The sequence below is a fragment of the Shigella flexneri 2a str. 301 genome, assembly GCF_000006925.2.
Classification (GTDB): Bacteria; Pseudomonadota; Gammaproteobacteria; order Enterobacterales; family Enterobacteriaceae; genus ECMA0423.
This window is the reverse complement of the sequence record NC_004337.2, coordinates 2592864-2608358: the sequence shown is the minus strand read 5'-3', so window position 1 is coordinate 2608358 and position 15495 is coordinate 2592864. Positions and strand designations below refer to the sequence as shown.

At 53.4% G+C, this 15495-nt stretch carries 11 protein-coding genes, 3 pseudogenes and 1 other annotated feature; of the genes and pseudogenes, 3 read left to right on the top strand and 11 right to left on the bottom strand.

All coding sequences use genetic code 11. The features are described from left to right. The first annotated feature begins 14 nt into the window (after window positions 1-14). Together uraA and SF2540 are read left to right on the top strand one after the other, a co-directional pair. On the top strand, window positions 15-1304 hold the full coding sequence (gene uraA / locus SF2541; protein ID NP_708335.2) for a uracil transporter: 1290 nt from the start codon (window positions 15-17) through the stop codon (window positions 1302-1304). A 49-nt stretch (window positions 1305-1353) separates the two neighbouring features. After that, window positions 1354-2100, top strand: coding sequence for a DNA replication initiation factor (locus SF2540; RefSeq protein ID NP_708334.1), 747 nt, complete (start codon window positions 1354-1356; stop codon window positions 2098-2100). Window positions 2101-2232: 132 nt separating this feature from the next. On the opposite strand, the gene SF2539 is transcribed toward SF2540, so the two are convergent. Beyond that, complete coding sequence (locus tag SF2539; protein NP_708333.1) at window positions 2233-2592, bottom strand: oxidoreductase; 360 nt, start codon at window positions 2590-2592, stop codon at window positions 2233-2235. A 20-nt stretch (window positions 2593-2612) separates the two neighbouring features. Then, window positions 2613-4076, bottom strand: coding sequence for a hypothetical protein (locus SF2538; RefSeq protein NP_708332.1), 1464 nt, complete (start codon window positions 4074-4076; stop codon window positions 2613-2615). Between the two features lie 212 nt (window positions 4077-4288). Between SF2538 and perM the strand changes: the two genes are divergently transcribed. Further along, window positions 4289-5350 carry a permease gene (perM, locus tag SF2537; protein ID NP_708331.1) on the top strand — a complete coding sequence of 354 codons (1062 nt, stop codon included), beginning with the start codon at window positions 4289-4291 and terminating at the stop codon, window positions 5348-5350. A gap of 93 nt (window positions 5351-5443) precedes the next feature. Then, window positions 5444-6316, bottom strand: a sequence feature (Similar to Escherichia coli K12 probable formate transporter (formate channel 2) gi: 1788837 (283 aa). BLAST with identity of 98% in 291 aa. This CDS ontains frameshift. The sequence has been checked and is believed to be correct.). On the opposite strand, the pseudogene focB reads toward perM, so the two are convergent. The 9 genes and pseudogenes from focB to hyfD all read right to left on the bottom strand — a co-directional run bounded on the left by focB (window position 5444) and on the right by hyfD (window position 15492). Next, window positions 5444-6316, bottom strand: a pseudogene (gene focB, locus SF2536). Its footprint overlaps the feature before it by 873 nt. A 21-nt stretch (window positions 6317-6337) precedes the next feature. Then, window positions 6338-8350: pseudogene (locus SF2535) on the bottom strand. Between the two features lie 29 nt (window positions 8351-8379). Beyond that, the gene (locus SF2534; RefSeq protein NP_708329.2) at window positions 8380-8856 is read right to left on the bottom strand and encodes a formate hydrogenlyase maturation protein HycH; all 477 of its coding nucleotides are present in this window, start codon (window positions 8854-8856) and stop codon (window positions 8380-8382) included. Continuing rightward, complete coding sequence (hyfI, locus tag SF2533) at window positions 8786-9544, bottom strand: hydrogenase 4 Fe-S subunit (RefSeq protein ID NP_708328.1); 759 nt, start codon at window positions 9542-9544, stop codon at window positions 8786-8788. The genes SF2534 and hyfI overlap by 71 nt, the downstream gene beginning before the upstream one ends. After that, entirely contained in the window at window positions 9541-10086 is a 546-nt protein-coding gene (hyfH, locus tag SF2532) for a hydrogenase 4 subunit H (RefSeq protein ID NP_708327.1), read from the bottom strand. Before hyfH ends, hyfI begins: the two co-directional genes overlap by 4 nt. A gap of 9 nt (window positions 10087-10095) precedes the next feature. Further along, a pseudogene (locus tag SF2530) lies at window positions 10096-11810 on the bottom strand. Further along, window positions 11800-13386, bottom strand: a complete 1587-nt coding sequence (gene hyfF, locus SF2529; RefSeq protein NP_708324.1) for a hydrogenase 4 subunit F — start codon at window positions 13384-13386, stop codon at window positions 11800-11802. The pseudogene SF2530 and the gene hyfF overlap by 11 nt, the downstream one beginning before the upstream one ends. A gap of 4 nt (window positions 13387-13390) precedes the next feature. Next, complete coding sequence (gene hyfE, locus SF2528; RefSeq protein NP_708323.1) at window positions 13391-14041, bottom strand: hydrogenase 4 membrane subunit; 651 nt, start codon at window positions 14039-14041, stop codon at window positions 13391-13393. Window positions 14042-14052: 11 nt separating this feature from the next. Next, on the bottom strand, window positions 14053-15492 hold the full coding sequence (hyfD, locus tag SF2527; RefSeq protein NP_708322.1) for a hydrogenase 4 subunit D: 1440 nt from the start codon (window positions 15490-15492) through the stop codon (window positions 14053-14055). Between the last annotated feature and the right edge of the window lie 3 nt (window positions 15493-15495).

Sequence of the window (15495 nt, the reverse complement as noted above, 5' to 3'; positions counted from 1 at the left end):
CAGAGGATAATACTATGACGCGCCGTGCTATCGGGGTGAGTGAAAGACCGCCACTTTTACAGACAATCCCGCTTAGTTTGCAACATTTGTTCGCCATGTTTGGTGCAACCGTCCTGGTGCCCGTCTTATTTCATATTAACCCGGCGACTGTACTGTTATTTAACGGTATTGGAACGCTGCTGTATCTCTTCATCTGTAAAGGGAAAATTCCGGCTTATCTTGGTTCCAGCTTTGCCTTTATTTCACCGGTATTGTTACTGTTGCCGTTAGGGTATGAAGTCGCGCTGGGCGGCTTTATTATGTGCGGCGTGCTGTTCTGCCTGGTTTCTTTTATCGTGAAGAAAGCGGGGACCGGCTGGTTGGACGTGCTGTTTCCACCTGCGGCAATGGGCGCAATCGTTGCCGTCATCGGTCTGGAGCTGGCGGGCGTAGCTGCCGGTATGGCGGGTTTACTCCCGGCTGAAGGGCAAACGCCAAACTCCAAAACCATCATCATCTCTATTACCACCCTGGCGGTCACGGTTTTAGGTTCCGTGCTGTTTCGTGGTTTCCTGGCAATTATCCCGATTTTAATTGGCGTGCTGGTGGGGTACGCGCTCTCTTTCGCAATGGGAATTGTCGATACCACGCCGATTATTAATGCTCACTGGTTTGCACTGCCAACCCTCTATACGCCGCGCTTCGAGTGGTTTGCCATTCTGACTATTCTGCCAGCGGCGTTAGTGGTTATTGCCGAACACGTAGGGCACCTGGTAGTAACGGCTAATATCGTCAAAAAAGATCTGCTGCGCGATCCAGGTCTGCACCGTTCGATGTTTGCTAACGGCCTGTCGACCGTGATCTCCGGCTTCTTTGGCTCTACGCCAAATACCACTTACGGAGAAAACATTGGCGTGATGGCGATCACCCGTGTTTACAGTACCTGGGTTATCGGCGGGGCGGCGATTTTCGCTATCCTGCTTTCCTGCGTCGGTAAACTGGCTGCCGCTATCCAGATGATCCCATTGCCGGTGATGGGCGGCGTTTCGCTGCTGCTTTATGGTGTCATTGGTGCTTCCGGTATTCGTGTTTTGATCGAATCGAAAGTGGATTACAACAAAGCACAGAACCTGATCCTGACTTCCGTGATTTTGATCATCGGCGTCAGTGGCGCGAAGGTAAACATCGGCGCGGCGGAGTTAAAAGGTATGGCGCTGGCGACCATCGTCGGTATCGGCTTAAGTTTGATTTTCAAACTGATCAGTGTGCTGCGCCCTGAAAAAGTGGTGCTGGACGCAGAAGACGCGGATATAACAGACAAATAATGTACCGACCGGGCAGTGTTGCTGCCCGGTTCAAACATCATGGGATTCTGTGGTAAACTTCTCGCGATTTTGTGAAATCCTGGTTGAGGTATCTCTGAACACACCGGCACAGCTCTCTTTGCCACTTTATCTTCCTGACGACGAAACCTTTGCAAGTTTCTGGCCGGGGGATAACTCCTCTTTACTGGCCGCGCTGCAAAACGTGCTGCGTCAGGAACATAGCGGTTACATCTATCTCTGGGCACGCGAAGGCGCGGGGCGCAGCCATCTGCTGCACGCGGCTTGCGCGGAATTGTCGCAGCGTGGCGATGCGGTGGGCTATGTCCCGCTGGATAAACGCACCTGGTTTGTTCCGGAAGTGCTCGACGGTATGGAGCATTTGTCGCTGGTCTGTATCGACAACATTGAGTGTATTGCAGGCGATGAGTTGTGGGAGATGGCGATTTTCGATCTCTACAATCGAATTCTGGAATCGGGCAAAACACGGTTGTTGATCACCGGCGATCGTCCACCGCGGCAGTTGAATCTGGGATTACCGGATCTCGCGTCGCGTCTCGACTGGGGGCAGATCTACAAATTGCAGCCACTTTCTGATGAAGATAAGTTGCAGGCGCTACAGTTACGCGCGCGTTTGCGTGGTTTTGAACTGCCGGAAGATGTGGGGCGTTTCTTGCTGAAGCGGCTCGACAGAGAAATGCGCACGCTATTTATGACGTTGGATCAGTTGGATCGTGCGTCGATTACCGCGCAACGTAAGCTGACCATTCCGTTTGTGAAAGAAATTCTGAAGTTGTAGATAAGGTGTTTATTGTCGGATGCGGCGCGAACGCCTGACCTACGCGAAGTTAATCCATAGTATTCGTAGGCCGGATAAGACGTGGCAAGCGTCGCATCCGGCAATGTGCTTCAACTAGCGATGGAGCACATCTTAACCCACGATTTCCAGTACCTGCTCCGGTGGACGACCAATCCGCGCTTTGCCATTCGCGACCATAATCGGGCGCTCCATCAGCTTCGGATTATCCACCATTGCCTGAATCAGCGCCTCTTCGCTAAGCGAACTGTCAGCCAGGTTTAGTTCTTTATAAAGATCCTCTTTCTGGCGCATCAATTCACGGGCGCTATTCATCCCCAGCATTTTCAGCAAATCGCGCAGCGTTGCCGCATCGGCGGGTGTCTCAAGGTAGAGCACCACTTCTGGCTCCACGCCGTTTTCTTTCAGCAGGTTCAGCGTTTCCCGGCTCTTTGAACAGCGTGGGTTATGGTAGATTTTTACCTGTTTGGTCATTGTTCTTCCTTTAATGCGAATTACATCTTGGTATAAGGCTTAAAGCGTTCCTGCAGCTGGCGCAACTGGTCGATGCGCGCATCGTAACGCGCTTGTTGCAGGCTGCCTAATTTCACCTGCGAACTGGCGCTACTCAACAGCGAAATGGCCTGATCGAGTCGTCCGGCGAGCGCATAACCTTCTGCTCGCGCAGCCAGCTCCTGATCGCGGTTATTTAGCGCGGCTTCCGCCTGTGCCAGCAAATCCCAGCCGTTGCTGTCATCTTTATTATTAAAGGTGTAGCGATTCAGAATATTGGCCGCTTCTTGTGGTTGACCGCCTTGCAGATAAGCGTTCGCCAGGTTGAGCTGCAACACCGGATTGGTGCGTAAATCGCGGGCATTTTTCAGGCGATTGATTGCCTCATTGGCTTTGTTTTGCCCAAGATCGATATCGGTAGCCAGATCGAGATACCATGCGTTGCCAGGTTCTGCCGCCAGTAACGGTTGCAGCGTTTTACGCGCCTCGTCGTATTTATTGGCTTCCATCGCCTGTAAAGCACGACCATATTGCGCCGCTCGTTGCTGACGAACGTTTCCTTTCGCCCATTCATCCAGCAAATCACTGGTGAGCTGGTTACGTCCGGAATTATACATCCCCAGTGTGCGCGCTTTCGCCAGATAGAAATCTTCCGACGACTGCACCACCATCGGGCGCATCTGATTAGCACGGTTGCGGGCATCTGCCAGACGACTTTCCGGCAACGGGTGAGTCAATAAAATTTCCGGCGGGCGCGAGGAGTAACGCGCCTGATCGAGCAATTTTTCCAGGAAGGTCGGCATCGCCTGTGGATCGAATCCCGAGCGTTGCAGCACCTGAATACCAATGCGGTCCGCTTCCTGTTCATTTTGCTGGGTGAAACTGATCATCCCCTGGCGCGTTCCCGCCAGTGTACCGGTCAGCGCCGCCATCCCCGCCTGCGGACTGGCCATCGCCAGTAAAATAGAACCTAACGCGCCGACCCAGGTCAGCGGCGCGCTGCGTTGTTGATCTTCCATCGCTCGCGCCAGGTGACGTTGGGTGACGTGGGAGATTTCGTGCGCCATAACTGAAGCCAGTTGACTTTCGTTATCGGAATAACGGAACAGGGCAGAGTGCAGCACCACGTTGCCGCCAAAGAAAGCAAAGGCGTTAATTTCGTCGTTGTTGATCAGAAAAAAATGAAACGGTGTCTTAACCGAATTGGCATGCGAAACCAGACGCATCCCCAGCGAATTAATATATTGCGTTAACAGCGGGTCATTAATTAACGGCGCGCTGCCGCGTAGCTGGCGGACATAATAGTCGCCCATCTGCATTTCCTGACCAATGGAAAGCGTGCTTCCTGCGGAGGTTCCCATATCCGGCAAGGTGTCTGCGCTGTCGGCAAACGCCGGGGCTACCTGACCAATGGTCATAGCAGCAATGAGGGTTGCAACCAGGTTTTTTTTCAACTGCCTGAACATAACCTCTATCCTGTATTTCTGAAGATAGTCATTTGACCGATACTGTGAAATATCGTTCCCACCTCGCCGCCTTTGAGTGTAACGGCGAAGATTAGCCCACTCAAATGACTTTTCAGTTTCCTGAATCCGTCATAAAAAGCGAAGTCTTTTTTGTGACATTTCGATACAATTGCGGATCGCAATCCCGCTCTTGAGGTTCAGGGAAGGTCTTTATGCTCGAAATGTTGATGCAATGGTATCGCCGCCGTTTTAGCGACCCGGAAGCGATTGCCTTGCTGGTTATTTTAGTTGCCGGATTTGGCATTATCTTTTTCTTTAGTGGCCTGCTTGCTCCGTTGCTGGTGGCTATTGTGCTGGCTTATTTGCTGGAATGGCCAACCGTGCGCCTGCAATCTATTGGCTGCTCCCGCCGCTGGGCGACGTCGATTGTATTGGTGGTTTTTGTCGGTATATTGCTACTGATGGCGTTCGTGGTACTGCCTATCGCCTGGCAACAGGGCATCTACTTAATCCGCGATATGCCGGGGATGCTCAATAAGCTTTCTGACTTTGCCGCCACGTTGCCGCGCCGCTATCCGGTGTTAATGGACGCGGGCATTATTGATGCAATGGCCGAAAATATGCGCAGTCGGATGCTGACCATGGGCGATTCGGTGGTGAAAATTTCCCTCGCCTCGCTGGTCGGTTTGCTGACCATAGCCGTCTATCTGGTGCTGGTGCCATTGATGGTCTTCTTCCTGCTGAAAGACAAAGAGCAGATGCTGAACGCCGTTCGCCGGGTGCTGCCGCGTAACCGTGGGCTGGCAGGACAGGTGTGGAAGGAGATGAATCAACAAATCACCAACTATATCCGCGGCAAAGTGCTGGAGATGATCGTGGTGGGGATCGCCACCTGGCTGGGGTTCTTGCTCTTCGGGCTGAACTATTCGCTGCTGCTGGCAGTGCTGGTCGGCTTCTCGGTTCTTATTCCGTACATTGGCGCATTTGTGGTGACCATTCCGGTGGTTGGCGTGGCGCTATTCCAGTTTGGCGCAGGTACTGAATTCTGGAGCTGCTTCGCGGTGTATCTGATTATTCAGGCGCTGGACGGCAACCTGCTAGTACCGGTGTTGTTCTCCGAAGCGGTTAACCTGCATCCGCTGGTGATTATTTTATCGGTGGTGATCTTCGGTGGTTTGTGGGGATTCTGGGGCGTATTCTTCGCCATTCCATTGGCGACGCTGATCAAAGCCGTGATCCACGCCTGGCCCGATGGGCAAATCGCGCAAGAATAATCTTCAGCCCGACGAACTGTTTCGCCGGGCTGATTTTTCAGGATTCCTGACGTAAATAAATAGCCCGACGAACTGTTTCGCCGGGCTGATTTTTCAGGATTCCTGACGTAAATAAATAGCCCGATAACAAATACTCACCAGCACTGCACCGCCGATAATATTACCCAGCATCACCGGGAGCAGATTGGCGGTAATAAAATGGCTGACCGTCAGTGCCGGAAAATTGTCTGCGCTACTGTGCGCCAGTTGCCAGAAGGAGGTAGGGGCGAAATGGCGAATGGCAATGGCGAACGGAATCACAAACAAATTGGCGATACAGTGCTCAAAGCCACTGGCGACAAACAGGGTGATGGACAAAATCATGGCGACGATTTTGTCGCATAACGAACGTCCGCAATAACTCATCCACAGCGCCAGGCAAACCATCAGATTGCACATAATGCCGAGGCTGACAGATTCAGTAAATGTATGATGCATTTTGCCCTCGGCGCAGTGTAAAATCGCGACTCCCCACATCGCGTTTTCACTCATCACCAGCCCGGAAAACCAGATTAACAAACTGAAACAGGCAATACCTGCCAGATTACCGCAGGCCACCAGAAGTGCGTTAATCAGCCAAGTTCGCCAACTAATAACGCCCCGACTTTTTGCCATTACCGTCATTACCGACGAGGTGAACAGGCTGGTGCCGCAAACCGCCAGCAAAATAAAGCCAAGTGTAAAGCAAAGGCCGCCCACCAGATGGGTTAATGCCTATGAAGACGGGGCATCGGCGATAACGGAAAGGTAAAAAGTAAATCCGATCGCCATAAACACGCCAGCGGACATCGCCATAAACACGCCAGCGGACATCGCCATTAAAAAGACCGACACTTTACTGCGGGCAATTTTATGGGCGGCAATCCGTTCAGCGATTGCCGCTTTTCTGGCGCTCAACTGCAAGTCGAAAGAGAGTTTGTTTCTCATGCATACTCCTGCAAAAGCAGATTACAACACCTCGCGAACCGAGATTCCCAGACGCTGCATTCGTGACAGCAGCGTGGTGCGCTTCATCCCTAATCGTGTCGCCGCGCCACGGGGCCCGGCAACAATGCCATTGGTTTCTCGCAATACCTGAACAATGCGCTGACGTTCTTCTTCGTCATTCTCTGGCGTCGTCGGGTGCAGCAACTACGCCATTGAACTGCGAAGCGCTGAATCTTCATTTAGCGTCGGCAGTAAACGGCTTTGTCGGACATTAAGATGTAAATTCAGACTGTTACCGCGAGTCAGCAGTACCGCTCGCTCAATCACGTTTTCCAGCTCGCGCACGTTGCCCGGCCAGTCCCACGACATCAACTGGCGTAGCGCCTCGGTCGGGATGGCGTCAATTGAACGATTCATATGGCGCGCCATTTTTTGCGTGAAATGCTTTGCTAAAAGAGGGATATCTTCCGGACGGTCGCGCAGCGGAGGCAATTCCAGTGGGAAGACATTCAGGCGATAAAAGAGATCGCTGCGAAACTGGCGATCTTCAACCATTTGCCACAAATCACGGTTGGTGGCGGCAATGACTCTGACATTTACCGGGATCGTTCTACTCCCGCCGAGACGCTCAATCTCCCGTTCCTGCAATACGCGCAGCAGTTTAGGCTGAAGTTCTAACGGCAGATCGCCAATTTCATCGAGAAACAACGTGCCGCCATCGGCAATTTCAAAACGACCACGATGGGTATTAATCGCACCAGTAAACGCCCCTTTGTCATGACCGAATAACTCACTTTCCAGAAGACTGGCGGGGATGGCAGCGCAGTTGATTTTGACCAGCGGCTTGTCGTGTCGCGGGCTAAGTTGATGGATCGCTCTGGCGATCACCTCTTTGCCGGTTCCGGTTTCACCGCAAATCAACACCGTACTGTCGCTCTTCGCCACAATATCTACCTGCTGGAGCAGGTCTTCCATTGCCTGGCTTTGATAGATAATGTCACCGACGCCCAGATTCGAAAGGAGCTGCTCGCTAAGCTGGTGGTTTTCTTGCTGCAAACTTTCCTGCAAATCGGTCATTCTACGGCAGGCATCGGCATTGCCAACGGCAATAGCGATGCGATCGGCTATGTGTTGTAGTAGCTGGCAGTTTTCCTCACTAAAGAGAGTGGAAGAGGTATGCGCCAGCAACAATGCACCCGGTGTATGGTTGCCAAAGGTAAGCGGTATAAGGAGCGCAGATTCGCAGCCGTTAGATGCAAGTAAGAGTAATAACGGGTCGCGTTGCCAGAGAAACAGATCATCTGCACGGTGCGTCAAGGTCGGTTGTCGGGTTTGTAGCGTTTGTGTCAGCAATACACTGTCGCCAGGCATATTGTGTGGCAGACACGCACAATGTGAGGCAGAAAGATCGCTGCACCACAGGCTGAACTTCTCGTTCTTTCGATGATCGCCCAGTACCATACTGACTGAAGCCAGACCGAAAAAATGATGGATCTCACGAGCGACGTCAGCGATCAGATCGTCGAGATCAAGATGTGACAGCACTGCATTAGTGATATCCACCAGTACCCGATGATGATCGCGATCTTTCTCCAGCAAACGCAGCGCCACCTGCTGTGCTTCATCATTGAGCCATGATTGCAGAACCGGGGTGATAATGCGTGCCAGCCAGTTAAACAGTGTGCAATCCTGGGGAGTAAAACGGCTGCCGTGGGTACGAATAAAGCGTAGCTCCGCCATTCCACTACTGCCGAGAAGGACGGCGTAACGCGAATAATCGACCATCTCGCCCTGATACTCTGTTGTTGCCGTCACATCGCTGCCATCATCATGGTAGCGGTAATAGAAGTTGCTTTTGAGAACATGCAGTTCAATAAGTTGTACCGGGCTGAACGGCGGCGGCAGCGGGATGAAGGCGCGTAATAAAGACGCCTTGCCGTGTTTCTGCGCTAACCGCTCCGCGAGCATTCCGTTTACCGCTTCAATTGTTATTCCTTGCGGCGGGGCAAACATCGCTTCGTCTGACATAGCCATCAACAGTCCTTATTAATGAGAAATCCTTCTCACGCAATTTTTCTGGCCATCAGATAGATAGCCGGTTCCAGCACAATTTCATCCAACAGATGAATGAATTGAATGCTACGCGCTTGCCACACAGACGTCGCGTCATCTGCCAGTGGCGCGAATGCCCGGGTCAACAGGGCGGTGTGGCTGGCGTCAATAACAATCTCACCAAAAGTCATCACCCCCAGCATCTTACGTCGGGCTTGCTCCTCTTCGACCAGTGCAAGCCAATCTTCGTATTCCGTCAGTGGGCAGCGGAAGGCGACATTCAGACAATCAATCACGCCAACGTGATGACCGATAGCCAGCGAGTAATACATTACCTGAGAGCTGTGTTCCGGCATCTCGTCGCTACTGGCGACAAACTTTTTTCGCAGCGTCCAGAAAACAATTTCCCCGCACTCTTCAGTCATGTAACCCCCGGAGTACGCGAAAGAGTTGCTGAACGATACTATTGAGACGTGGATCGTCGGCATCGCGCAACCAGGTGTTAACCCGATTTCCTGTAGGATCGTCGCTTAAATGGCGCAGGAGCCGATCGCAAATTTCTCGCCCCTGACGATAGCCCGCCAGCCGCCGCGCTTCTCGCTCAATGGCGATACGCTGTGATGGCGGGATCTGCGGCCACAACGGTTGCATAGTCACCCCGGTGGGATCGCGATAATCCACCGCGTGAATCTTCTGTTGCAGCAAACCGAGCGCCACGGCGAAACCGTGAATGGTGGCGGCCGGTGTTGGCGGGCAGCCGGGGATCCAAACATCAATGGGGACAATGGTGTCGCTGCCGCCCCAGACGCTGTAGAGATCGTGGAAAATACCGCCGCCGACACCGCACGCGCCGTAGGAAACACAGATTTTATGATCGGGGGCAGACTCATACGCCCGAAGTGCAGGCATACGCATCGCCCGGGTGACTGCGCCAGTAAATAACAAAATATCGGCGTGACGCGGTGATGAAACAACCTTAATGCCAAAACGTTCTGCGTCGAATACGGGGGTGATGGCAGCAAAAATTTCGATTTCACAGGCGTTGCAGCCGCCGCAATCGATGCGATAAACGTAAGCCGAGCGACGGATATCCTGTAGCAAATGCCGCTTCATCTTTTGCGTTTGCTCGTCCAGCGTGATGGGCTGGCTGACATATTGCGTAAGCACTGGACTCATAGCTGCTCCTTAGCCACCAGCGGTACATCTGTATCGTCGTTGATCAGCGTTGCGCGTTGTTTGCACTCCGGGCAGACGCTCGCTTGCGCCCATAACATTTCGCGGTTTTGTGGAGCATTTTGTTGCTGTGCCAACAATTCAGCAGCCAGTGCGACGGTTTTTTGCGGGGCAAACGGGCGTTCGCAACGGCTGCAACGTTGTAGATGGAACGTCGCGTGGGTATAGAGATCGGCTTTATGGGTGACGGTCAGTTCAAAGTTATTGGTAAGCTGGATGGCTCTGGTCGGGCACACTTCTTCACAACGTCCGCAGTAAATACAACGCCCCAGATAGAGCTGCCAGGTGCGCGAATTTTGCTGGTCGTCGGTCTGGATAGTCAGCGCATTTGCCGGACAAGCACAGGCGCAGGCACCGCAGGCAATACATTGGCTGGGCATCAGGTCCGGTTTCCCGCGAAAGCCTGGGCTGACCTCCAGTGGCGCGAAGGGATATTTCACCGTCGCGGTTCCGGCGCGCATAATAGTTTTCAGTAACTTCAGCATCTTCTGTCCTTACTTCAGCGGCGAACGGTTACGATCAATGCCGTAGCGTTCGATCTCTTTATACAGCACGGTTTTTGACTGGCGCTTGCGCACATCTACCAGCGTCACACGGTCGGTACAGGAGTAGCAGGGATCAAGGCTACCGATAATCAGCGGTGCGTCAGAAACGGTATTGCCGCGCAGCATGTAACGCAACACCGGCCAGTTGGCGTAGGTGGCGGCACGACAGCGCCAGCGGAACAATTTTTGGTTATCACCGAGCATGCTCCAGTGCACGTCTTCACCGCGTGGCGCTTCAGCAAAGCCCAGCGCGAATGCGTGAGGTTTATAGCTAAAGCCTTCGGTCAGCAGTGGGGTATCCGGCATGTTGTCGAGGGCAAATTCCAGCATTGCCAGCGAATCAAACGTCTCTTTGACACGGACCATCACGCGGGAGAAAACATCGCCGCCGGTAAAGGTAAACAGTGTTTTTGGAATATTGCCGTAGTCGGCGTAGGGGTGATCAAAGCGCAAATCACGGGCAAAACCACTGCGCGGATCAGCGGCCCTACAGGGCTATAATCACGGGCGATTTGTCGGTCGAGAATGCCAATGCCCTGAGTGCGTTGTTCCATATTCGGCGTAGCAAGCAGCATCTCTACCAGCTCCGACACGTCGGCGCGCATCTCGCGCACCAGTTTCAGCGTTTGCAGACGTTGCTCTTTGAGAATATCGCGGCGAACACCACCAATCAGATTCAGACCGTAGGTTTTACGCGACCCGGTCAGCAATTCCGCCATCGTCATCGACTTTTCCCGCACGCGGAAAAATTGCATAAAGCCGGTATCAAAACCAACAAAATGGCAGGAGAGGCCAAGGTTGAGCAAATGACTGTGTAGCCGCTCGACTTCCAGCAGAATCGAGCGAATAGTATGTGCTCGTTGCGGCACCTCAATCCCCAGTGCATTTTCAACCGAGTTGGTATAGGCCACACTGTGGGCAAAACCGCAAATCCCACACACGCGGTCCGATAAGAAGGTCACTTCGTTGTAGCCCATCCGCGTTTCTGCCAGTTTCTCCATGCCGCGATGGACATAAAACAGGCGGTAATCAGCATCGACAATTTGCTCGCCATCCACAAACAAGCGGAAGTGACCCGGTTCATAGGAGGTGATATGCAGCGGGCCGACAGGGATCACCCGCGCATCGCTGTTGCCCTCATTGATAAACGCATACGTTTCGGAATCTGTCGTCGGTTCAGGGCGCAGTCGATAATCCATCGCATCTTTGCGCAGCGGATGCATATCTTCCGGCCAGTCATCGGGCAACACCAGGCGACGCTGATCCGGCAGGCCAACCGGAATCAGCCCGTACATATCGCGAATTTCTCGCTCGCCCCAGACCGCGGCAGGGACGCGCGGTGTGACTGACGGAAACTCCCGACTGTCGGCATCGACCAGTGCCTTCACCACGATCCAGCATTTTTCGGCCCCTTCCATTGAAAGGGCATAATAAACCGCGTAATGACCGTTAAGTGTCCGCTCGTCGTTGCCAAACAGGACTGGAAGCCAGCCATCATGTTGATAATAAAGATAATGTACAACGTCAGGCAGCAGATTGATTTTCACCGTAATGGTGACCTGTTCAGGCGTTTGTCGCTCTTCATCCAGCACCGCGCCGGGGAACTGCGTTTTCAGGGCGGCGAGAATCGCTTCGCCACGATTTGACGATGAATTAACGTTCACTGTGTTTCTCCGAAACAGATGCGGTGCCTGAAGGCAAAAAATCATGCCAGGTGCTACGTTGTGCAGGCAGGTCGTGCGTCCCTGAGAGGACTATAGTGGAAGCGCCCGCCAGGATCCTGATGACAGGTTGTGGAATATGCGTTCCCATCGCCAGCATCATGACCAGCAGAATCACCATTGGCGAGGTGGTCAACCAGCCGAGATCACCCCGGTTAACGGCCTGCGGCGGTTTCGCCATTAACACCCGCGCAGCCATCCGTACCAGGCCCGCCAGCACCAGCGTTAACAGCAATAACAGCAGGACGATAATCAGCAGGTGATTACGTGCCAGTCCTGCGGTAACGGTCATAAATTCGCTAAGAAAAATGTTGAAGGGCGGCATCCCTGCCAGCGCCAGCGCCAGCGCACCGCCGCCAAACAGCACGGCGGTAAATGGCATGATTTTGAGCATCCCACAGACGACGTTGAGATCGCGCGTGCCGTACTTGAGCAGTACATTGCCGGAACCGCAGAACAGCAGCGTTTTTGCCAGACTGTGGTTTAAGGTGTGCAGCAGCGCGGCAAAAATTCCCAGCGGCCCGCCAATGCCTAGCGCCACCGCGACCAGCCCCATGTTCTCCACGCTGGAGTACGCCAGCAGACGCTTAATGTCCCGCTGTACCAGAATGAAAAATGCCGCCACGGCAACCGACAACATGCCGAAGATGAGCAACAACCGGTTGGGGAAATCGCTGCCGATGGCCTGGCAAATAATGATGTAATAGCGAATCAGCACCAACAGCGCGCAGTTCAGCAATACGGCGGAGAGCAGGGCGCTGACCGGACTCGGCGCTTCACTGTGAGCATCCGGCAGCCAGGCGTGCATGGGAAATAGCCCGGTTTTGGTACCAAAGCCAATTAGCACAAACACAAAGGCCAACAGCATTAATGTTGGGTCAAGCAAGGACGATTGCTTAAGAACCTCGCTCCAGAATATCGCCATTTCTGCCTGCGGCATAACGCTGGCGGCGTTGGCGTATACCAGCACGGTACCGAACAGACCAAAAGCGACACCAACAGTACAAATAATGATGTACTTCCATGCTGATTCCAGCGATGAACGCTGACCGTAAATGCCTACCAGAAACGCCGAGCTTAAGGTGGTGGCTTCGATCGCCGCCCACATCACAATCAGGTTATTGCTGGTAACAACCAGCAGCATGGTGAACAAAAACAGATGGAAGAAACCGTAGTAATCGCACAGTGTAACGGGTGAAAGCTCGCCGTGTGCCACTTCATGACGCATGTAGCCAATCGAGTAAACACCGGTGAGAAAGCCAATCACACCAAGAATGGCGAGGAACAAACCGCCCAGACCATCAATATGAAGCCACAGTCCCGCAGCGAATATTTCTCCTGCATCAGCGGCAGTTTGGACCACCCAGAGTGCTAGAATCAGCAGCAGTGTGATCCCTAAGCTATGTAATACAGTCACCGTACAAGTCGCAGAGAGCCCCCGTTTCCGGCAGGCAAAACAGAGCAGCGAAAAAAGCAGCGGCGTGAGCAGGAGTAAAGCGAACATCACAGAATAACTCATCTCATTATCCCTTCAGCGCGGTCAAGTTGTTCACGTCCAGCGTGCCGTGGGTACGCCATATTTTTCTTGCCAGTAACACCATCACAATGACGGCGAAGATGGCGTCGGTAGCGATACCTATTTCCACCAGTTCCGGTGCTCGCCAGGCAAGAAGCGCCAGCACCAGATGGGAGCCGTTTTCCATCAGGCAGTAACCAAAAATTTGCCGCAGGATATTGCGTTGGCTGACAATGCACAGCAGGCCAAGCAGAAAATGACCTAACGCTACCGCCAGCGCCGGTTTCAGCCCGGTAGCCATCGGTAGCTTCACGGGCTGAACGACAAATGCGCAAAGCAGGACAATTAACGCCGCGAGCAGTGCCATCATTGCCGGACCGAATAACGCTTTTTCCGGGATGTTCTGGGGAATATTTCGTGCAGCGTAAGTCATGATTAACGGTACCAGCAGCACTTTGGTGATAAAGGCGCTGGCGGACCAGATCAGCAGTTGCTCTGCGGCGAACAGGCACGAGAGAGTGGCGAAAATAGACACCAGCACCAGCGACTGGCAGGCGTAAAATCCGCATGACAGGCGATAGCTTTTGACGCTAATCACAAACAGCGATGTCAGCATCATCAGTCCCGCCAGATTATTTACGATCATAGAACCGGTCATTCATCATCTCCTTACTGCAACCAGGTCGCGGCGATTACGCTGGAAATCAGCGACATCACAATCAGTACAATCAACACCAGGCGCATTGACCCTGGCAGCGGTGCGGCATCGGCGACGGCCTCGCTCGGTTTGCCCGGCACGACGCGACCAAACCAGCGAATAAACCAGGCGAAACTGGCGACCGATTCAATCATCAGCAGAATCATGGCGGGCAGCAGGATCCAGTACTCCACTGACAACGCAAAACCGGCGGCAAACAGCGGGAATTTACTGAAGAAGCCGTTGAACGGCGGCACACCGGTAATTGCCAGCGCTGCCACGCAGAAACCCACGCCTGGCAACGGCAGGGTGTGCAATACGCCACGCAGACGCGGCAACAAGCGCGTGCCGCAGCTGTAACTCAGCGCACCTGCTACAAGGAAAAACAGGCTTTTAGCGAACGCGTGGTTGACGATGTAGGCGATGCTACCCTCCAGCGCCAGCCGCGAGCCGAAGATGGAGAGCGACAAGCCGAAGAACATCCAGCCAAGTTGAGTGATGGTCGACCAGGCCAGCAACCGCTTCATATCCTGCTGTGGCAAATACATCAGAAAGCCATAAAGAATGGTGACCAGTGTCATGACCATGCCAACGCCGCCAATCACATGCGGGATATTGCCGCCGTCGATAATGGCGCGGGCAAAAATGTAAACGCCCACTTTCACCATCGATGCGGCGTGGAGATAGGCGCTGATCGGTGTTGGCGCTTCCATTGCGTCCGGTAGCCACGCTTGCATCGGTAGCTGGGCCGATTTCCCCCACGCGGCAAACAGGATGCCGCCATAAACCAGATAACGTGCGTCGCCATGTAACTCGCTCATCGCGCTAAGCACAAACGTTCCGGTCTGCAAAAACAGCGTGGCGGCGGCAAGATACAACCCCAACGAACCGATATGGGTGATAAGCAACGCTTTTAGTGCTGAACGCTGCGCTTTATCGCTCTGGTAATAACTGATCAACGCCCAGGAGCAGCCGCCCGTAATTTCAAAAAACAACAACTGACCGAGCAGCGTCGAGGAGAGTACCAGTCCCGCCATCGCGCCGATAAACACCAGCAAAAATGCGTAATAACGATTCGTGCCGTTATGCGGGTGTTCGCGATTTTTATCCGTCAGATAACCCGTGGAGTAGATCGTGACCAGCAAACCGAGAAACACCACCACAAACAGAATCAGCGTACTCACGCGATCAATGACCAGGCCAAATAATGCCACATCCCCCACGTTGACCAACGTCAACGTGACGGCAACTTTATCGGCCTGATAAAACGCGGAGATCAGCGACAACATGCACAGCGTGGTCAGCGCGGCGAACAAAACCCCCCATTCGGCGGCCCGACGTTGTGGCGAAAACGAAACGACCAGTGCGCCGATAAAAGGCAGCATTAACGTCGTCAGAGCAAGATTTTCCATATT

What these genes read in the sequence shown, in the direction of transcription:
- hyfI (NP_708328.1), bottom strand. Translation starts at nt 9,544, where the DNA reads ATGAGTCCAGTGCTTACGCAATATGTCAGCCAGCCCATCACGCTGGAC.
- hyfH (NP_708327.1), bottom strand. Translation starts at nt 10,086, where the DNA reads ATGCTGAAGTTACTGAAAACTATTATGCGCGCCGGAACCGCGACGGTG.
- SF2538 (NP_708332.1), bottom strand. Translation starts at nt 4,076, where the DNA reads ATGTTCAGGCAGTTGAAAAAAAACCTGGTTGCAACCCTCATTGCTGCT.
- hyfF (NP_708324.1), bottom strand. Translation starts at nt 13,386, where the DNA reads ATGAGTTATTCTGTGATGTTCGCTTTACTCCTGCTCACGCCGCTGCTT.
- hyfD (NP_708322.1), bottom strand. Translation starts at nt 15,492, where the DNA reads ATGGAAAATCTTGCTCTGACGACGTTAATGCTGCCTTTTATCGGCGCA.
- perM (NP_708331.1), top strand. Translation starts at nt 4,289, where the DNA reads ATGCTCGAAATGTTGATGCAATGGTATCGCCGCCGTTTTAGCGACCCG.
- SF2534 (NP_708329.2), bottom strand. Translation starts at nt 8,856, where the DNA reads ATGCCGACGATCCACGTCTCAATAGTATCGTTCAGCAACTCTTTCGCG.
- uraA (NP_708335.2), top strand. Translation starts at nt 15, where the DNA reads ATGACGCGCCGTGCTATCGGGGTGAGTGAAAGACCGCCACTTTTACAG.
- hyfE (NP_708323.1), bottom strand. Translation starts at nt 14,041, where the DNA reads ATGACCGGTTCTATGATCGTAAATAATCTGGCGGGACTGATGATGCTG.
- SF2539 (NP_708333.1), bottom strand. Translation starts at nt 2,592, where the DNA reads ATGACCAAACAGGTAAAAATCTACCATAACCCACGCTGTTCAAAGAGC.